The sequence below is a fragment of the Pantoea sp. 1B4 genome, assembly GCF_016925765.1.
Classification (GTDB): Bacteria; Pseudomonadota; Gammaproteobacteria; order Enterobacterales; family Enterobacteriaceae; genus Pantoea; species Pantoea agglomerans.
This window is the reverse complement of record NZ_JAEUWZ010000001.1, coordinates 18,132-33,221: the sequence shown is the minus strand read 5'-3', so window position 1 is coordinate 33,221 and position 15,090 is coordinate 18,132. Positions and strand designations below refer to the sequence as shown.

Genomic DNA, 15,090 nt, shown 5'->3' with positions numbered 1-15,090 from the left:
GCCCTTGTATCTGTTTGAAAGTCTCAATCAACTGATTGAAAAATACTTGCCAGAGGAGCAGATCAAGCGCCTCCAGCAAGCCTACCTTGTCGCACGTGATGCCCACGAGGGACAGACACGCTCCAGCGGTGAGCCTTATATCACCCACCCGGTTGCCGTGGCCTGTATTCTGGCGGAAATGAAGCTCGACCATGAAACTCTCATGGCCGCGCTGCTGCATGACGTGATCGAAGATACGCCTGCCACTTACCAGGACATGGAACAACTGTTCGGTAAAAGCGTGGCGGAACTGGTCGAAGGCGTTTCCAAGCTGGATAAGCTGAAATTCCGCGACAAGAAAGAAGCGCAGGCAGAGAACTTCCGCAAGATGATTATGGCGATGGTGCAGGATATCCGCGTCATTCTCATCAAGCTGGCTGACCGCACCCACAATATGCGCACTCTCGGCTCATTACGCCCGGACAAACGTCGCCGCATCGCGCTGGAAACGTTAGAGATTTACAGTCCGCTGGCGCACCGCCTGGGTATTCATCATCTTAAAACAGAGCTGGAAGAGCTCGGTTTTGAGGCCCTCTATCCGAACCGTTATCGGGTCATTAAAGAGGTGGTGAAAGCCGCGCGCGGTAATCGTAAAGAGATGATCCAGAAGATTCTTTCTGAGATCGACGGCCGTTTGCAGGAAGCGGGCATTCCCTGCCGCGTCAGCGGGCGTGAAAAGCATCTTTACTCGATTTACCGCAAAATGACGCTGAAAGAGCAGCGTTTTCACTCGATCATGGATATCTATGCCTTTCGCGTCATCGTGAAAGATCTGGATACCTGCTATCGCGTTCTGGGCCAGATGCACAGTTTGTATAAACCGCGTCCGGGCCGCGTCAAAGATTACATCGCCATCCCCAAAGCGAACGGCTATCAATCGCTCCATACCTCAATGATTGGTCCGCACGGCGTGCCGGTCGAAGTACAGATTCGCACCGAGGATATGGATCAGATGGCGGAAATGGGGGTCGCTGCGCACTGGGCTTATAAACAGGCGGGCGAAAGTGGCACCACCGCACAGATTCGCGCTCAGCGCTGGCTGCAAAGCCTGCTGGAACTGCAACAGAGTGCGGGCAGTTCGTTTGAATTTATTGAAAGCGTGAAGTCCGATCTCTTTCCCGATGAGATCTACGTCTTTACACCTGAAGGCCGTATTGTTGAACTGCCAACCGGTGCGACGCCGGTGGACTTCGCTTATGCGGTCCACACAGATATCGGCCATGCCTGCGTTGGCGCACGCGTTGACCGCCAGCCTTATCCGCTGTCGCAAACCCTGACCAGCGGTCAGACGATTGAGATCATCACCGCGCCTGGCGCCCGTCCTAACGCCGCCTGGCTCAACTTTGTCGTCAGCTCCAAAGCCCGCGCAAAAATTCGTCAGCTGCTGAAAAACCTCAAGCGCGAAGACTCCGTCAATCTGGGTCGCCGCCTGCTCAGCCATGCGCTGGGCGGCAGCCGTAAACTGGCTGAGATTCCGCCTGAGAATATCAGGCAGGAGCTGGATCGTATGAAGCTGACCTCGCTTGACGATCTGCTGGCAGAAATCGGTCTGGGCAATGCGATGAGCGTGGTGGTGGCAAAGAACCTGTTGCAGGCTGACAGCAACGCCATCAGCAGCAACAGCAAGCGCGGTAAACTGCCGATCAAAGGTGCAGATGGCGTGTTGATTACCTTCGCCAAATGCTGCCGTCCGATTCCCGGTGACCCGATTGTTGCCCATGTCAGTCCCGGCAAAGGGCTGGTGGTGCATCATGAATCCTGTCGGAATATTCGCGGCTACCAGAAAGAGCCCGAAAAATTCATGCCGGTCGAGTGGGATAAAGTCACCGAGCAGGAGTTCGTGGCGGAAATCAAAGTCGACATGTTTAACCATCAGGGCGCACTGGCTAACCTGACGGCGGCAATCAACACGGCCGGTTCCAATATTCAGAGCCTGAATACCGAAGAGCGTGATGGCCGCGTTTACAGCGCCTTTATCCGCCTGACCGCACGTGATCGCGTACATCTGGCGAATATCATGCGTAAAATTCGCGTGATGCCGGATGTGATCAAAGTCCATCGTAACCGTAATTAGGCATGAACGATCAACGATTTGCCCGGATTCAGGCGATGCTGGCACTACGCCAGCACGATCTCACGGTCTGTATGGAGCAGGTGCATAAGCCGCACAATGTTTCCGCAGTGATCCGCACGGCGGACGCCGTCGGCATCCACGAAGTGCACGCCGTCTGGCCGAGCCAGCGGATGCGCACTCAGGCTTCCGCATCTGCCGGAAGCAACAGTTGGGTGAAAGTGGTCACCCATCCCACCATCGGCGATGCTGTAAAAAAAGCTCAAACAACAGAAGATGCAGGTTTTAGCGACCCATCTCTCTGCCGATGCCGTGGATTTCCGTGAGATCGATTATACCCTTCCGACCTGCATCCTGATGGGCCAGGAAAAAACCGGCATCACCGAAGAAGCGCTGGCGCTGGCCGATCGGCAGATTGTGATTCCGATGGTGGGTATGGTGCAGTCGCTGAATGTCTCGGTCGCCTGCGCGCTGATCCTGTATGAAGCACAGCGGCAGCGGCAGAACGCGGGTCTGTACCTGCGCGACTACAGCCTGCTGGACGAAGATGAGCAGCAACGTCTGTTGTTCGAAGGCGGATTCCCGGTGCTGGCGCGGGTCGCAAAACAGAAAGGTTTACCCTATCCGCGCATCAATGCGCAGGGCGAAGTCGACGCCGATCCCAGCTGGTGGGCAACCATGCAATCGACCGGTAAAAGAAGATGAAAGGCCGTCTGCTGGATGCCATACCGCTCAGTACCCTGACCGGCGTCGGTGCCAGCCAGGCGGCAAAGCTGGCCAAAATTGACCTGCATACCATTCAGGATCTCCTGCTTCATCTCCCGCTACGCTACGAAGATCGTACCCAACTCTATGCCATTGATGATCTGCAGCCTGGTATCTGGGCCACAGTAGAAGGCGAAGTGCTGCACACAGATATCACCTTTGGTCGCCGCCGGATGATGGTGTGCCAGATTAGCGATGGCAGCGGTGTACTGACGATGCGCTTCTTTAATTTCAATGCCGGAATGAAGAACAACCTGTCGCCGGGCCGGCGCGTCACCGCGTATGGTGAAATTAAACGCGGTCAGCGTGGCGCTGAGATTATCCATCCCGAATACCGGATCCAGGGCGAACAGAGCAATGTGACGCTGGAAGAGACCTTAACGCCGGTTTATCCCACCACCGAAGGTATCCGGCAGGCCACGCTGCGTAATCTCACCGATCAGGCACTGACGCTGCTGGAGAGCTGCCCGATTGCCGAACTGCTGCCGCAGGAACTGAGCGGCGGTTTAATCAGCCTGCCAGATGCGCTCCGCACGCTGCATCGCCCCCCCACCCGATCTAAAACTCAGCGAGCTGGAGAGTGGTCGTCATCCGGCACAACGCAGATTGATTCTGGAAGAGCTGCTGGCACACAACCTCAGCATGCTGGCGGTACGCGCCGGTGCTCAGCGCTATTACGCTTTACCGATGCTTCCCCGGCACAACCTTAGTGACCAGCTGCTGGCTGCGCTGCCCTTTTCACCGACCAATGCGCAGAAACGCGTGGTGGCGGAGATAGAGAAAGATCTGGCAAATGACTTTCCGATGATGCGGCTGGTGCAGGGTGACGTCGGCTCGGGTAAGACACTGGTCGCCGCCCTCTCTGCGCTGAACGTGATCGCACATGGTAAGCAGGTTGCCCTGATGGCGCCGACCGAACTGCTGGCTGAACAGCACGCCAGTAACTTCCGCCAGTGGTTTGCGCCGCTGGGCATTGAAGTGGGCTGGCTGGCCGGAAAACAGAAAGGCAAAGCCCGCCAGGCACAGCAGGAAGCGATAGCCAGCGGTCAGGTGGCGATGGTGGTGGGCACACATGCCCTGTTTCAGGAGCAGGTGCAGTTCAACGGTCTGGCACTGGTCATTATTGATGAGCAGCATCGGTTCGGCGTCCACCAGCGACTGGCGCTGTGGGAGAAAGGTGAGGAGCAGGGCTTCCATCCGCATCAGCTGATCATGACCGCCACACCAATTCCGCGCACCCTGGCGATGACCGCTTATGCCGATCTCGATACCTCAACCATCGATGAGCTGCCGCCGGGACGTACACCGGTAACCACGGTGGCTATCCCCGATACCCGACGTGATGAGATTGTGGCGCGGGTTGAGCATGCCTGCCGCGAAGGGCGTCAGGCCTACTGGGTCTGCACCCTGATTGAAGAGTCAGAATTGCTGGAAGCACAGGCGGCAGAAGCCAGCTGGGAATCCCTGAAAACGGCGCTGCCCGACTTAAACATCGGGCTGGTGCATGGCCGGATGAAGCCTGCGGAAAAACAGGCGGTGATGCAGGCGTTTAAAGCGAATGAACTGCAGCTGCTGGTGGCGACGACCGTGATTGAGGTTGGCGTGGACGTGCCGAATGCCAGCCTGATGATCATCGAAAACCCGGAGCGGTTAGGGCTGGCGCAGCTGCATCAGCTGCGGGGCCGTGTGGGCCGTGGTGCCGTGGCATCACACTGTGTACTGCTCTACAAAGCGCCGCTGAGCAAGACGGCGCAGAAGCGTTTACAGGTGCTACGCGACAGCAATGACGGCTTCGTCATTGCCCAGTTCGATCTGGAGATTCGCGGGCCGGGTGAACTGCTGGGCACGCGTCAGACCGGCAATGCCGAATTTAAAGTGGCCGACCTGCTGCGCGATGCGGCGATGGTGCCCGAAGTTCAGCGTGTGGCGCGCCACATCCACCAGCACTATCCCGAGCAGGCCAGCGCATTAATTGAACGCTGGCTGCCAGAGAACACCCGTTATACCAACGTCTGAATGATCCCCATCTGATTCGGCTTTTTTATCCCTGCCGGGCAAACGATTGCTTTTAGCCTGCGGATGATTACAATCGCCACATTATTTTTTGGGAAGAACAGAAGATGTCCACTAATCCGCAGCCAGAACAGCCTTCCGCCACGCAAAGCGAACTGATTTATCGTCTTGAAGATCGTCCTCCTCTGCCGCAAACGCTGTTTGCCGCCGGTCAGCATCTGCTGGCGATGTTTGTCGCGGTCATTACCCCCCGCGATTCTGATTTGTCAGGCGTTAGGGCTGCCCGCAGAGGATACCCGGCACGTGATCAGCATGTCGCTGTTTGCATCGGGTGTGGCATCACTGCTGCAAATCAAAACATGGGGGCCGGTGGGTTCGGGCCTGCTGTCGATTCAGGGCACCAGCTTCAACTTCGTTACGCCCTTGATTATGGGCGGCATGGCGCTAAAAAATGGCGGCGCTGACGTGCCCACCATGATGGCGGCGCTGTTTGGTACGCTGATGATCGCCTCCTGTACCGAAATGGTGCTGTCACGCGTATTGCACCTGGCGCGCCGGATCATTACGCCGCTGGTTTCCGGTATCGTGGTGATGATTATCGGCCTGTCGCTGATTCAGGTAGGGCTGACCTCCATTGGCGGCGGTTTCAGCGCGATTAACGATCATACTTTTGGTGCGCCGAAAAATCTGATGCTGGCAGGGGCTGTGCTGCTGGTGATCGTGCTACTTAACCGGCAGAAGAACCCCTACCTGCGCGTTGCCTCCCTGGTCATTGCCATGGCGGTAGGCTATCTGCTGGCCTGGGCGATGGGCATGCTGCCTGCCGCCGGCATCCCCACCGATCAGCCGCTAATCGTGGTGCCGACCCCGCTCTATTACGGGCTGGGCTTCGACTGGAATCTGCTCATCCCGCTGATGCTGGTGTTTATGGTGACCTCTCTGGAGACCATCGGCGATATCACCGCCACCTCGGATGTGTCAGAGCAGCCGGTCAGCGGACCCCTCTATATGAAACGCCTGAAAGGCGGCGTGCTGGCGAATGGCCTCAACTCCTTTGTCTCCGCGCTGTTTAATACTTTCCCGAACTCCTGCTTCGGTCAGAACAATGGCGTGATCCAGTTGACCGGTGTTGCCAGCCGCTACGTCGGCTTTGTTGTCGCGCTGATGCTGATTGTGCTGGGGCTGTTCCCGGCGGTCAGCGGACTGGTGCAGATGATCCCTGAACCGGTACTCGGCGGCGCCACCATTGTGATGTTCGGCACCATCGCCGCCTCGGGTGTCCGCATTGTGTCACGCGAGCCGCTTAACCGCCGCGCCATCATGATTATTGCGCTGTCGCTGGCGGTGGGCCTGGGCGTTTCCCAGCAGCCGCTGATCCTGCAGTTTGCGCCTGACTGGCTGAAAACCCTTCTCTCTTCCGGTATTGCGGCGGGCGGCATTACCGCTATCGTACTCAACCTGATTTTTCCGCCAGAGAAGTAAGGCCAGAGGCAGGCTTCGGCCTGCCTGCTAATTATTCGGATTTACATCCAGGCTGTTGAGCTGTAACGGTAATTCAGGCATAACAACCTCTCACCGGATTTAACTCGGGAAGGATGCTATGAAATTTATTGGAAAGTTTTTCCTCACCTTACTTTTGCTGCTGCTTTTCACCCTGGTCGTGATCTATGTTCTGTTGCAGACACAGTGGGGTGCAGGCTGGTTTAGCCGTTGGGTGAGTGACAAAACCGAATGGCATCTCTCCCTGAGTAAAATTGAACACAATTTCTCCTCTCCCTCTCACATCATTCTGGATGACTTCAGCTTTGGTCACGATGGACAGCCTGCAGTTCTGGTGGCGAAACGTGTCGATCTCGGTCTGGCACTGATTCAGTTCAGCGATCCGCTGCATTTCAGCAGCCTTGAGCTGCGCGACGGAGAAGTGAATCTGGCCAATCTGGCGCCAGGCAGCGCGCTACCGATTCAGGCCGATCGCCTGCAACTCAACAATATGCGTATCGACAGCCCCAACAGCGCGTTACCGCTGTTTGCTCAGCAGGTTAATGGCGGCATTTTGCCGTGGAAACCCACTGCCCTTGATATGCTGGGTCGCGATGCCCGCTTCCAGATGAGCGCAGGCAGCATGACACTGAATAATGTGCCGGGTGAAAACGTACTGATCCAGGGCAGTGTTGCCCAGGGTCGGATGCGCTTTGACAATATTGGTGCCGACCTGGCGCGTGGCTCTATGACAGGCAACGGTGAGCGCGATGCCCAGGGCAACTGGAAAATTAATCAGCTGCGACTGAACGACATCCGTCTGCAGACCACCAGTAGCCTGAAAGATTTCCTGCATAGCCTGCAGGTTGTCCCCTCGATCGCCATTACGCGGCTCGACATGACCGATGCCCGCCTGCAGGGGCCTGACTGGGCGGTAACGGATCTGGATCTGACGCTGAGAAACGTTAACTGGCAGGGTGATGACTGGCAGAGTAACGATGGTTCGCTGGCGCTGAATGCCAGCAATTTTATCAACGGTGGATTCGAACTAAATGACCCCATCGTTAACCTGGACTTCTCACCGCAGGGCGTGGCGCTGACGCAGTTCAGTTCACGCTGGGCAAATGGGGTAATTCGGGCTGACGGTGACTGGTCGCGTAGCGATAAACGCCTGACACTGAAAAACCTGGCGGTGGCGGGACTGGAATACACTCTGCCGCAGGACTGGCGCGATCGCTGGCAGGCGACACTGCCCGCGTGGCTGGATAGCGTAGAGGTGACGCGCTTCACCTCTAACCGAAACCTGATTATCGACATCAATCCGGCTTTTCCCTTCCAGCTGACCTCACTGGATGGATCCGGTGAAAACCTGCTGCTGGCGCAGCAGCACCAGTGGGGGATCTGGTCGGGTAAGCTCAGCCTGAACGCGGCAGAATCAACCTTTAATCGCACCGACCTGCGTCATCCGTCGATTGCGCTGAGCGCTGACCAGCAGCAGATTCAGGTTACGGAGCTGAGTGCGTTCAGTAATAAGGGTCTGCTCGAAGGGACGGCCACCGTAGGCCAGCAGCCAGCCCGTCCGCTGACGCTGCAACTGACAGGTCGTGCTGTACCGGTGAATGTGTTGCAGAACTGGGGATGGCCCGCGTTGCCGTTAACCGGTGACAGTAATATGCAGCTGCAGCTGAACGGTGCATTAACCGCAAATCAGCCGCTTCGCCCGACGATTAATGGCAGTTTGTCGGTGACAACCGACAGTCAGCAACTGCAGCAGACCATGCAGGCTGGCGAGGTACGTTAATAACAGATCAGGGCCGCTGAAGCGGCCCTGATGATTAGTTGATACGCGCGCCGGACCCCCCCTCTTCCAGCGGCCCGTCAGGATCGGCGGGCAGGACGATATAGACCCCTTCAAACACCGCGCCACACTCATCATTGCCAAAAAGCTCAACTTCGAGCTGCACACGCGCTTTACGTCCGCGCGCCAGGCGGTCGAGATCGCCGCTTAATGAGCCCAGATCGGCAATCGCGCCAGGCCGACCGCTGATAGGGTGGCTGTAGCGAATGTGCGCATCCGCCAGAATAATGGTGCCACCCAGATGACGCTCGCGCAGCAGCAACCAAATCAACCCCCAGCCGGTCAGCGTTGCCAGCGAAAACAGGCTGCCAGCGAACAGCGTCTGGTGTGGATTCTGGTTGCCCGCTTCAGGCATGGTGGTGATAAATTTTTGCCCGGTAAACTGCAGAATACGGACGCCCATCTTTTCGCTGAGCGGGATATGATCATACCAGGCCTGTTGCAGCTGACCGCACCAGTCGGCGCGATGCAGGATATCGTCAAGCGTGACGACCGGTTTGATCATCAAAAAAGTGACGCACCGGCGTCGTCTGCGGCGCGGTAATCTCGCCCTGATTGATGTAGCCGAGTTTAGCGAAGAAAGCGACAGCATCTTCGCGGGCGCTGCAGGTTACCCGCTTAGCCCCTTCCTGACGCGCCACGGATTCCAGCGTCATCGCCACCAGAGTACCCAGTCCCTTGCCCTGAACCGAAGGATGAACGGCCATGAAGCGGATAGCGGCCTCATTGTCGGCATTAATATAGAGACGGCCGATGGCGACCGGATTTCCCTGCTCATCAACCACCATCTGATGATGCGCCAGCGCATCCCAGGCGTCACGTTCCGACCCCTGCGGCTGACGCAGAGGTTTACGCAACATCTCCCAGCGGAACTGATAATAGATATCCAGCTCTTCCGCCGTCTGTGGCACGCGAAGGTGATACATGTAATGTTTCTCCCGCTCGGATGTGTGGCCAGTTCCCTGCCGCTCAGCTGACGCTCTCACACCTGTAACCAGAACGTCACAGGACCATCATTCACCAGCGAGACCTGCATATCCGCAGCAAAACGGCCATTAGCCGTGGTGATGCCCTGCTTGCGACAGCAGTCGCTGAAATATTCATACAGCCGCTCGGCCTCAGCGGGCTCGGCGCCACCCGAAAAGGAGGGACGCATCCCTTTTTTGGGTATCTGCGGCCAGCGTAAACTGTGACACCACCAGCACGCTTCCGCCCGCCTGGCGAACACTCAGGTTCATTTTGCCCTGCTCATCACTAAAGATGCGATAGCCCAATACGCGTTCTGCGAGACGTTCCGCACGCGCGTTGTCATCGCCCTTTTCCACGCCCAGCAAAACCAGTAAACCGGCATCGATTTCACCGACCACTTCCTGATTGACGCTGACGCTGGCGCGCTGTACGCGTTGAATCAATGCAATCATGTTTCCTCGCGTTGCTCCTCTTTGTGTTGCTGCTTTAACTGCCGATAATCGGCTAACGCAACGGTGATTTCAGCGCCTAACAACACAATACACCAGGTCCAGTAGACCCAGAGAAACAGAATGGGGATCACGGCCAGTACGCCGTAGATCAGCTGATAAGAGGGGAACATAGTAACATAGAGCGCAAAGCCCTTTTTTGCCCAGCTCAAACAGCGCACCGGCAACCAGCGCGCCAATCAGCGCATCGCGCGGCGGCACTCGCTGGGTAGGAACGATGCTGTAGAGCAACCAGAAGGCGAGCCACGACAGCAGGAGCGGGAAAATACGCAGCATCTGATCGACCAGGCTGGTGACGCCTGTCGCGTTAATCCAGCGCAGCGACAACAGATAGGAGCTTATCGCCAGACTGGCACCGGCCAGTAACGGGCCAAGTGTCAGGATCATCCAGTAGACCGCAAAGGAATAGACCATCGGCCGCTTCTTGTTGCTGCGCCAGATGGTGTTTAACGCGGTATCGACGGAATGCATCAGCAGTAAGGCGGTAACAATCAGGCCGACCGCTCCGACCGCCGTCATCCGGTTTACGTTAGCCACAAACTGCTCAAGATAGCGTTGCAGCGTGTTACCTGCAGCCGGCATCAGATTGGTAAAGACAAAGTGCTTCAACTGCACGCTGATATCTGAAAAGACCGGAAACGCCGCAAACAGGGCAAACACCACCGCAATCAGCGGCACCAGCGCCAGCAATGAGACATAAGCCAGATTACCGGCCTGGGTCGTCATGCCATCCTCGTCAATGCGTTTCCACAACAGTTTGAGCCACAACCAGAACGCATGCAGCCCGGGACGAAATTTACGTGACATCATGAATTACTGTTGACCTGCAAACCAGTTGGGTACCGTTTTACTGTCAGTAACCAGTACACTTTCAATACCCAGGGCGCGGGCCGCCTCAATGTTTTGTGGATTATCGTCAAAAAATACCGCCTGATCGGCAGCCACACCTTCTGCGTTCAGCACATGCTGGTATATCCGGGCTTCCGGTTTACGCATGCCCAGCTCCTGGGAGAGATAGAGCTTGTCGGCTGCCTGCTGCACGTCCGGATACTGCGTTGGCCAGAATTCGCAATGCAGTTTGTTGGTGTTAGAGAGGATCACCACCCGATGGCCCTCCAGCCGCAGCCGGTTCATCAGCGCCAGGATTTCCGGACGCACGTCAACGAATACCGCCTGCCAGCCAGCGGCAAACTGTTCATAGCTCAGCGCGATTTCCAGCTTTTCACACAGCGCCAGCGCGAAATCTTCATCGCTGATCTCGCCACGTTCGTGTTGTTCAAACGCCTCATCCATCTGGAAATGGCTTTGCAGCGAGGCCAGCGGCACACGACTAAGGTCACTCCAGACACCCAGCACGCGGTTAAAGTCGATATCGATAATCACATTGCCCAAATCAAAGATATACAGCATGGTGTGTCTCCTTCTGTTCCCTGGAGTATTCACTCTAGCGGCAAAAGGGCAGGCTGAACAGGCACTCGCGGAGAGAAAAGCGTAAACGGCAGCGGGCAGCTAAAAAAGCGCGACCTATCCCACAAATAATCGCTGGCCCGGCTGAAGAGGCAGGAATTTCAGGCAAAAAAAAAGCCCCCGCAGGCGGGGCTCTTTATCAGTTAAAGGCGCAATTATGCGTCTTTAGGACCACGTGATGCACGTTTACGGTCATTTTCAGTCAGGTGACGTTTACGGATACGCACTGACTGTGGTGTAACTTCTACCAGTTCGTCATCATCGATGAACTCGATCGCCTGCTCAAGGGTCATCTTGATTGGCGGAACCAGCGTCGTGGCTTCATCAGTACCTGAAGCACGCATGTTGGTCAGTTTCTTACCGGTCAGGCAGTTAACTGTCAGGTCGTTAGAACGGCTGTGAATACCGATGATCTGGCCTTCATAGACTTCTGCACCGTGACCCAGGAACAGCTTACCGCGGTCCTGCAGGCTGAACAGTGCAAACGCAACTGCTTTACCCTGACCGTTGGAGATCAGTACGCCGTTCTGACGCTGGCCCACTTCGCCCGCACGAATGTCATCGTAGTGGCTGAAGGTAGAGTAGAGCAGACCGGTACCGGAAGTCATGGTCATGAATTCGTTACGGAAGCCGATCAGGCCACGGCTTGGGATCACGTAGTCGAGACGTACGCGGCCTTTGCCATCCGGATCCATGTTTTTCAGATCGCCCTTACGCTCACCCATGGCTTGCATGACTGAACCCTGGTTGTTCTCTTCGATATCCAGCGTAACGTTCTCGAATGGCTCCTGTTTACGGCCATCGATTTCGCGGAAGATAACTTTCGGACGGGATACCGCCAGTTCGAAACCTTCACGACGCATGTTTTCGATCAGAACTGACAGGTGAAGCTCACCACGACCTGATACGCGGAACGCGTCAGCATCTTCGGTTTCTTCAACGCGCAGTGCCACGTTGTGAACCAGTTCTTTGTTCAGACGCTCAAGGATCTGACGTGACGTCACGTACTTACCTTCTTTACCGCAGAACGGTGAGGTGTTGACGTTAAAGAACATGGTAACTGTTGGCTCATCGACACTCAGTGCTGGCAGCGCCTGCACGTTCTGTGGATCACAGATGGTGTCAGAGATGTTCAGCTCGCCCAGACCGGTGATAGCAATGATATCGCCCGCTTCTGCCAGGTCGCTGTCGATACGCTCAAGACCCAGGTGAGTCAGGACTTTACCGACTTTACCGTTACGGGTTTTGCCTTCGCTATCGATGATAGTGACTTGCTGGTTAGGCTTAACTTTACCGCGCTTGATACGGCCGATGCCGATCACGCCCAGGTAGTTGTTGTAGTCCAGCTGAGAGATTTGCATCTGCAGTGGGGCGTCAGCCTCAACCTGCGGAGGTGCAACGTGGTCGACGATCGCCTGATACAGCGGGGTCATATCGTCAGCCATGTCGGTGTGCTCAAGACCAGCAATACCATTCAGCGCAGAGGCGAAAATGATAGGGAAGTCGAGCTGCTCATCAGTAGCATCCAGGTTAACGAACAGGTCAAAGACCTGATCAACAACCCAATCCGGACGCGCACCAGGGCGGTCTACTTTGTTGATAACCACAATCGGCTTCAGACCATGCGCGAACGCTTTTTTTGGTCACGAAGCGGGTTTGCGGCATAGGGCCATCCATCGCATCTACAACCAGCAGCACCGAGTCCACCATGGACATGACGCGCTCAACTTCACCACCGAAGTCGGCGTGTCCCGGGGTATCAACGATGTTGATACGGTAGTCATTCCACTTAATGGCGGTGTTTTTTGCGAGGATGGTAATCCCACGCTCTTTCTCCAAATCATTGGAGTCCATCACGCGCTCTGTTGCTTCGGTACGGGCATCAAAAGTACCGGATTGTTGCAGCAGTTTGTCAACCAGGGTGGTCTTTCCATGGTCAACGTGCGCGATGATGGCGATGTTACGCAAATTTTCGATCACAGCTTTGCCTCAGGCATTAGAAATAGCGCGTTATTGTACACTGATTAAGCGGAAGACTGAACACGATCACACTTTTCACTGAAAGTTTATTGCATGGAGGCCAATTTGCCCTGTTACCGGTGCAGAAAATGCACTAAGTTGGTCTGATGCACCAAAATAGTGCCATCAGACGACCGTTAAGCACCACACTGGTGCAATAAAACGATCGTGGTGCAGCCGCTTTATGACAAAAAGGTGCACCACAAGGCGATTTAAGCATCATCAAAAAAGTTGGCACAGAATTCGCTTTATCTAAATCAAGCGTAAACGCCAGACAGATGTCGGTTGAAGAGCGTGCCGGAAGAGGTTGGTCAGGGAGTTGTTTTCCCGCAACGTATTCCGGAAACGACGTTTCCTCGCCATGTAGATAATGAAAGACCATTTCCAGGAGAGTTGAGTATGTCCGCTGAACACGTTCTCTCGATGATGAACGAGCATGAAGTTAAGTTTGTTGACCTGCGTTTTACCGATACCAAAGGTAAAGAACAGCACGTTACGATCCCTGCTCACCAGGTTAACGCTGACTTCTTCGAAGAAGGCAAAATGTTCGATGGTTCGTCTATCGGCGGCTGGAAAGGCATTAACGAATCAGACATGGTGCTGATGCCTGACGCCACCACGGCGGTCATGGATCCTTTCTTCGAAGATTCTACGCTGATCATCCGTTGTGACATCCTCGAGCCAGGCACCATGCAGGGCTACGACCGCGATCCACGCTCTATCGCTAAGCGCGCTGAAGATTTCCTGCGCTCTTCCGGCATCGCTGATACCGTACTGTTTGGACCAGAACCAGAATTCTTCCTGTTCGATGACATCCGTTTCGGCTCATCGACGTCCGGTTCACACGTTGCTATCGACGATATCGAAGCGGCATGGAACACCGGTAAAGAGTACGAAGGCGGTAACAAAGGTCACCGTCCAGGTCTGAAAGGCGGCTACTTCCCGGTTCCACCGGTTGACTCATCACAGGACATTCGTTCTGCCATGTGTCTGACCATGGAGCAGATGGGCCTGGTTGTTGAAGCGCATCACCACGAAGTGGCGACCGCGGGTCAGAACGAAGTGGCAACCCGCTTCAATACCATGACCAAAAAAAGCGGACGAAATTCAGATCTACAAATATGTGGTTCACAACGTTGCGCACGCTTACGGCAAAACCGCGACCTTTATGCCGAAGCCTATGTTTGGCGACAACGGTTCAGGCATGCACTGCCATATGTCACTCTCCAAAGGTGGCCAGAACCTGTTTGCCGGCGATAAGTACGGCGGCCTGTCTGAAATGGCGCTGTTCTACATCGGCGGTATCATCAAGCACGCTAAAGCGATCAACGCCTTGGCGAACCCGACCACCAACTCTTACAAGCGTCTGGTCCCGGGTTACGAAGCACCGGTTATGCTGGCTTACTCTGCCCGTAACCGTTCAGCCTCAATCCGTATTCCGGTTGTTGCCAGCCCGAAAGCGCGTCGTATCGAAGCGCGCTTCCCGGATCCAGCGGCTAACCCATACCTGGCGTTCACCGCACTGCTGATGGCTGGCCTGGATGGCATCATCAACAAAATCCATCCTGGCGATGCGATGGACAAAAACCTGTATGACCTGCCACCGGAAGAAGAAGCTGAGATTCCAAAAGTTGCAGGCTCTCTGGAAGAAGCGCTGAATGCACTGAACGAAGACCGCGAGTTCCTGACCCGCGGCGGAGTATTCACTGACGAATCGATCGATGCTTACATCGAACTGCGTAAAGCAGAGATGGATCGCGTTCGCATGACGCCACACCCGGTTGAGTTCGAGCTCTACTACAGCGTTTAACTGGTCAGACGTTTTTTGTTGCCGTGGAAACTTTTAGCCCATCTTCGGATGGGCTTTTTTCTCCGCGAATTCACCGTTCATTCGCCCTCTT

4 protein-coding genes and 8 pseudogenes are annotated in these 15,090 nt (G+C 55.6%); 6 read left to right on the top strand and 6 right to left on the bottom strand.

Annotated features, from left to right (window positions below):
- Positions 1-4 precede the first annotated feature (4 nt).
- The 3 genes and pseudogenes from spoT (at position 5) to recG (ending at position 4,891) form a co-directional block, all read left to right on the top strand.
- A complete protein-coding gene (spoT, locus tag JNO11_RS00135; RefSeq protein WP_089415153.1) occupies positions 5-2,113 on the top strand; it encodes a bifunctional GTP diphosphokinase/guanosine-3',5'-bis pyrophosphate 3'-pyrophosphohydrolase in 2,109 nt (702 codons plus the stop codon).
- Positions 2,114-2,115: 2 nt separating this feature from the next.
- Positions 2,116-2,815: pseudogene (trmH, locus tag JNO11_RS00130) on the top strand (tRNA (guanosine(18)-2'-O)-methyltransferase TrmH).
- Positions 2,812-4,891 (top strand): annotated as a pseudogene (recG, locus tag JNO11_RS00125) (ATP-dependent DNA helicase RecG). The pseudogenes trmH and recG overlap by 4 nt, the downstream one beginning before the upstream one ends.
- Here recG and JNO11_RS00120 read toward each other — a convergent pair.
- Positions 4,876-5,106 carry a hypothetical protein gene (locus JNO11_RS00120; RefSeq protein WP_325177685.1) on the bottom strand — a complete coding sequence of 77 codons (231 nt, stop codon included), beginning with the start codon at positions 5,104-5,106 and terminating at the stop codon, positions 4,876-4,878. The pseudogene recG and the gene JNO11_RS00120 overlap by 16 nt on opposite strands.
- On the opposite strand from JNO11_RS00120, the pseudogene JNO11_RS00115 reads away from it, so the two are divergent.
- Together JNO11_RS00115 and JNO11_RS00110 are read left to right on the top strand one after the other, a co-directional pair.
- Positions 4,996-6,370 (top strand): annotated as a pseudogene (locus tag JNO11_RS00115) (uracil-xanthine permease family protein). The gene JNO11_RS00120 and the pseudogene JNO11_RS00115 overlap by 111 nt on opposite strands.
- A gap of 118 nt (positions 6,371-6,488) precedes the next feature.
- Complete coding sequence (locus JNO11_RS00110; protein ID WP_284671900.1) at positions 6,489-8,168, top strand: AsmA family protein; 1,680 nt, start codon at positions 6,489-6,491, stop codon at positions 8,166-8,168.
- A 34-nt stretch (positions 8,169-8,202) separates the two neighbouring features.
- Here the strand turns inward: JNO11_RS00110 and fabY are convergent.
- From fabY to typA, 5 genes and pseudogenes are all read right to left on the bottom strand, one after another.
- Positions 8,203-9,151, bottom strand: a pseudogene (gene fabY, locus JNO11_RS00105) (fatty acid biosynthesis protein FabY).
- Positions 9,152-9,207: 56 nt separating this feature from the next.
- Positions 9,208-9,646, bottom strand: a pseudogene (gene dtd, locus JNO11_RS00100) (D-aminoacyl-tRNA deacylase).
- Positions 9,643-10,513 (bottom strand): annotated as a pseudogene (locus JNO11_RS00095) (virulence factor BrkB family protein). Before JNO11_RS00095 ends, dtd begins: the two co-directional pseudogenes overlap by 4 nt.
- A 3-nt stretch (positions 10,514-10,516) precedes the next feature.
- Positions 10,517-11,113 carry a glucose-1-phosphatase gene (yihX, locus tag JNO11_RS00090; RefSeq protein ID WP_311973549.1) on the bottom strand — a complete coding sequence of 199 codons (597 nt, stop codon included), beginning with the start codon at positions 11,111-11,113 and terminating at the stop codon, positions 10,517-10,519.
- Between the two features lie 212 nt (positions 11,114-11,325).
- Positions 11,326-13,150, bottom strand: a pseudogene (gene typA / locus JNO11_RS00085) (ribosome-dependent GTPase TypA).
- Positions 13,151-13,588: 438 nt separating this feature from the next.
- Here typA and glnA point away from each other — a divergent pair.
- Positions 13,589-14,999: pseudogene (gene glnA / locus JNO11_RS00080) on the top strand (glutamate--ammonia ligase).
- The last annotated feature ends 91 nt before the right edge of the window (positions 15,000-15,090 follow it).